General features: G+C 69.9%; 4 protein-coding genes and 1 pseudogene. 1 reads left to right on the forward strand and 4 read right to left on the reverse strand.

Going from position 1 to position 4,311, the window contains the following annotated elements; genetic code table 11:
* The 3 genes and pseudogenes from PKH97_RS14210 to sigE all read right to left on the reverse strand — a co-directional run.
* A pseudogene (locus PKH97_RS14210) lies at window positions 1-512 on the reverse strand (hypothetical protein); the annotation flags it as partial.
* Complete coding sequence (locus PKH97_RS14215; RefSeq protein ID WP_324388204.1) at window positions 509-1,156, reverse strand: hypothetical protein; 648 nt, start codon at window positions 1,154-1,156, stop codon at window positions 509-511. The gene PKH97_RS14215 and the pseudogene PKH97_RS14210, both read right to left, overlap by 4 nt.
* The gene (sigE, locus tag PKH97_RS14220) at window positions 1,153-1,785 is read right to left on the reverse strand and encodes an RNA polymerase sigma factor SigE (RefSeq protein WP_324388206.1); all 633 of its coding nucleotides are present in this window, start codon (window positions 1,783-1,785) and stop codon (window positions 1,153-1,155) included. The genes PKH97_RS14215 and sigE overlap by 4 nt, the downstream gene beginning before the upstream one ends.
* A gap of 152 nt (window positions 1,786-1,937) precedes the next feature.
* Here sigE and PKH97_RS14225 point away from each other — a divergent pair, with 152 nt between their 5' ends.
* Window positions 1,938-2,570 carry an O-methyltransferase gene (locus PKH97_RS14225; protein ID WP_324388207.1) on the forward strand — a complete coding sequence of 211 codons (633 nt, stop codon included), beginning with the start codon at window positions 1,938-1,940 and terminating at the stop codon, window positions 2,568-2,570.
* A 46-nt stretch (window positions 2,571-2,616) separates the two neighbouring features.
* On the opposite strand, the gene PKH97_RS14230 is transcribed toward PKH97_RS14225, so the two are convergent.
* Window positions 2,617-4,311: DNA translocase FtsK (locus PKH97_RS14230; RefSeq protein ID WP_324388208.1), on the reverse strand; the 1,695-nt coding region annotated here is incomplete at its 5' end.

A 4,311-nucleotide genomic window follows, 5' to 3' on the forward strand; every position in this document is an offset into this window, starting at 1 on the left:
CCCGGAGGTGGCGGCGCAGCGACGGCCGGCGGCGCTGCCGGGCCGGCCGTCCCGAGCGTGGTCAGGCGTGCGGGCGATCGACTGGACGCTCCTGCCTGCAATGGGCTCGACATGGCACCGGTCGGCTGCGAGCCCAGCCAATGGATCGGCGGCGCGACATCGCCCGGGGCTGGCGCGGCAGGGCCGCCCAGGGCCGATGGGTTCGGCGCGCAGACGCCTGCACCGGATGCCTCGGCAGGTGGCGGCGGGGTCGATGGGCTCGGGTGTGCCCGTCCACGGCCGGTCGGGTCGGCCGGAACTGCAATGGCACCGGTCGGCGCACTCGGGTGCGCCGGTCGATGTCCGGCTAGACGCGCGGGATGATCGTGGTTCTCGCTCGGTGTGCCGTGCGCGGTCACGGGCCGCACGCTCTCGGGCTGGCCGGCAGGCTCGACCGGCTGCCAGTTCCAGGCATCCCAGGAGGCTCCGGCCGCGGCCCCGGCGGGACCGGCCGGGGTCGAGCGTGTCGTCATGGGGTCGATTCTGCCTCGCCGGAGGCGGCCGGTGCACCCGAACGGATCATGATCGTCGTCGTTCGCGAGACCGTGGAGATATCGACCTTGGCCAGCGTCGGCCCGCCGGGGCCGGGAACGGCTGCTGCCGGACCGGAGCGAGTGCCGGTCCCACCGGGACCGACCGAGAACGCCCACAGCGCCACGATCGACGCCCCGGCAGCCGCGGTCGCGAAGGCCGTCGCACGCAGGGCGGAGCGGTGTTGGGCCGGAGCCTGCGGCCCCAGGACACGCAACGGGCCCGTTGCCCGCTCGGGAACCGGACGGACCAGCCAGGCCGCCGGCGCTGCCGCACCCAGGCCCACCGTCGGGGCCATCGGCACCGCGGGCACGCGGGTTCCGACGGGCATCGCCCCCGGACGTCCGATGGAGTGAGCTGCCGGCTGGACCGAGATCTCCTGGGACACCGACATCAAGGTGGCCAGCAGCGCGGCGGGCATCACCGGCGCGGCGCGCAGGGTGTCGCGCACCCGGCGCTCGAGGTCGACCTCGGCCCGGCACAGTTGGCAGGCGACCAGGTGCCGCTCGGCGTTCAGGTGCCCGGCAGGATCGAGCTCTCCGGCGACGAAGGCGGAAACGTTGTGTCCGAGACAGCGCTGGCTCACGACGCACCTGCCGGCTGCAGGCGCGCACCCCCGAGGCCGCGGACCGTGGAGTCGGCCGGCGTGATGGCCGCCCGTCGCTCCGGCGCCCGGTGGGCGAGGGCCTCGCGCAGCAGAGAGCGACCCCGGTGGATGCGCGAGCGCACGGTGCCGAGCTTGATCCCCAGAGTCGTCGAGATCTCCTCATAGGAGAGGCCTTCGATATCGCAGAGCACGACGGCGGCGCGGAAGTCCGGCGGCAGGGCGTCCAGCGCACGCTGGACGTCGTCGTCGAAATGCCGATCGGCATACACCTGGTCGGGTGCGGGCTCGCGGCTGGGCAGGCGGGCCGAGGACTCGTCGGAAAGGGCGTCGAAGCGGATGCGCTGCTTGCGGCGCATCTTGTCGAGGAAGACATTGGTGGTGATCCGGTGCAGCCAGCCCTCGAAGTTGCCGGGTGTATACGACCCGAGCGAGCGGAATACCCGGATGAAGACGTCATGGGTGAGGTCCTCGGCGTCATGCACATTGCCGGTGAGGCGGTAGGCGAGGCGGTAGACGCGCGCCGAGTGCTCCTGGACGATCTCCTCCCAAGTGGGGGGCGTCCATACGGCCTCGTCGGTCGGGCTCGCCACGGTCGTGGTGTCGGTCATCGGCTCATTTCCTTCTTGCGCGCGTGCGCGCGTCCCCCTGGATCACTTGCTGATACGTCTGAACTGCCTCGATGGTTCCCCAGGAAGCTGGACTTTTCCTGAGATTTCGCTGTTTGCAGCCGATCGGTTGGCGGCAACTACGCTTGGACCTCATGAGCGCACCCAAGCTGGCGAGTTGGACGTATGCCGAGGATTTCGTCACCGAGGCGGACCCGGCGGAAGCGGCTCGCCGCGAGGGCACCGAGCTCGGCGCCACGCCGGTCGGCAGCGGTGGCGGCGCGGCCCTGCGCATGTTGACGGCGGTCGGTGGCGCGCGGTCGGTGATCGAGATCGGAACCGGTGCGGGCACCTCCGGGCTGTGGTTGCTCCAGGGCATGCCCAGTGACGGCATCCTGACCACGATCGATGTTGCGGCCGAGCATTCGCGCGCGGCCAAGCAGGCCTATGCCGCCGCCGGCATCGCGCACCAGCGGACCCGGGTGATCACCGGCGCGGCGCTCGATGTGCTCCCCCGCATGACCGACGGCGCCTACGACCTGGTCTTCATCGACGCGGACAAGCCCAACTACGCCGCGTATGCCGAGCACGCCATCCGCCTGCTGCGCTCCGGCGGGGTGCTGGCGCTGGACAATATGCTCTGGCACGACAAGGTGGCCGATCCAGCTGCCCGGGATGCCGACACCACGGTGCTGCGCGACCTGGGCAAGGCCCTGCGCGACGACGAGCGGCTGATCACCACACTGCTGCCTGTCGGCGACGGCCTGCTGGTGGCCGTCAAGCGCTGACGGCCAACGCGTGCGGTGACCTCGCTAAGCGGATGCTGCCGCCACCTCAGCGACCAGTCAACTGCCAGGCGTCCTCGGACTCGCTGTCCTCGTCGGCATAGTCGTCACTGTCATATGTGTCACCGGCGGGCGACGGTGGGTCCTCGCCGCGCATCATCGCCAAGGTCGCGGCCAGGTCGTCCGGTCGCACCAGCACATCGCGGGCCTTAGAGCCTTCGGACGGCCCGACCACGCCACGAGACTCGAGCAGGTCCATCAGACGGCCGGCCTTGGCGAAGCCCACCCGCAGCTTGCGCTGGAGCATCGAGGTCGAGCCGAACTGAGTGGTGACGATCAGTTCAGCCGCCTGCAGCAATAGGTCGAGGTCGTCACCGATGTCCTCGTCGATCTGCTTCTTGCTCGCCGCAACGGTGACGTCCTCACGATAGGTCGGCTGCAGCTGACCCTTGACGTGCTCGACGACCGCGTGGATCTCGGACTCGGTGACCCAGGAGCCCTGCACGCGGATCGGCTTGCTGGTGCCCATCGGCAGGAAGAGTCCGTCACCCTGACCCAGCAGCTTCTCCGCGCCCGGCTGGTCGAGCACGACCCGGCTGTCGGCCAGTGACGAGGTCGCGAACGCCATCCGCGAGGGCACATTGGCCTTGATCAGGCCCGTCACGACGTCGACCGAAGGCCGCTGGGTCGCGAGCACCAGGTGAATGCCGGCTGCACGGGCCAGTTGGGTGATGCGGACGATCGAGTCCTCGACATCGCGCGGGGCGACCATCATCAGGTCGGCCAACTCATCGACGATCACCAGCAGATAGGGGTAGGGCGTGAGCACCCGCTCCGAGCCGGGCAGCGGCTTGGTCGCGCCCGACCGGACCGCTTTGTTGAAGTCGTCGACGTGCTTGAACCCGAAGGACGCCAGGTCGTCATAGCGGGTGTCCATCTCCTTCACCACCCACTGGAGCGCTTCCGCGGCCTTCTTGGGGTTGGTGATGATCGGCGTGATCAGGTGCGGGATGCCCTCGTAGGCCGTCAGCTCGACCCGCTTGGGGTCGACCAGCACCATCCGGACCTCCTCCGGTGTCGAGCGCATCAGCACCGACGTGATCATCGAGTTGACGAAGCTGGACTTGCCCGCGCCGGTAGCTCCGGCGACCAGCAGGTGCGGCATCTTGGCGAGGTTGGCGATGACGAAGCCGCCTTCGACGTCCTTGCCTACGCCCATGACCATCGGGTGAGTGTTGTTGCGCGCGGTCGAGCTGCGCAACACATCGCCGAGGGAGACGATCTCCTTGTCTGCGTTGGGGATCTCGATGCCGATGGCGGACTTGCCCGGGATCGGGCTGAGGATGCGGACATCGGGTGAGGCAACGGCGTACGCGATATTGCGCGAGAGGGCGGTGACCCGCTCGACCTTGACGCCGGGGCCGAGCTCGACGATATAGCGGGTGACCGTCGGGCCGCGGGTGAAGCCGGTGACCTGCGCGTCGATGGCGAACTCATCGAGGACTCCGGTCAGCGCGGCGACGACCTGGTCGTTGGCCGACGAACGGGCCTTGGCCGGCGAGCCTTCGCGCAGCATGGTCGGCTCGGGCAGGGCATAGGTGACATCGCCGGCCAGTGCGAGTTGCTCGACGCGGGCGGGCAACGGCGCCGGGGCCGTGGGCACGAGATCCGGCTTAGCGGGCGCTGCGGAGGCAATGGGGGCGCTCGGCGCGTCCGCCTCGGCCGCGATGTCCGGCATCGGGGC

Source organism: Nostocoides sp. (genome assembly GCF_035343835.1).
In the GTDB taxonomy this organism is placed as follows: domain Bacteria; phylum Actinomycetota; class Actinomycetes; order Actinomycetales; family Dermatophilaceae; genus Nostocoides_A; species Nostocoides_A vanveenii.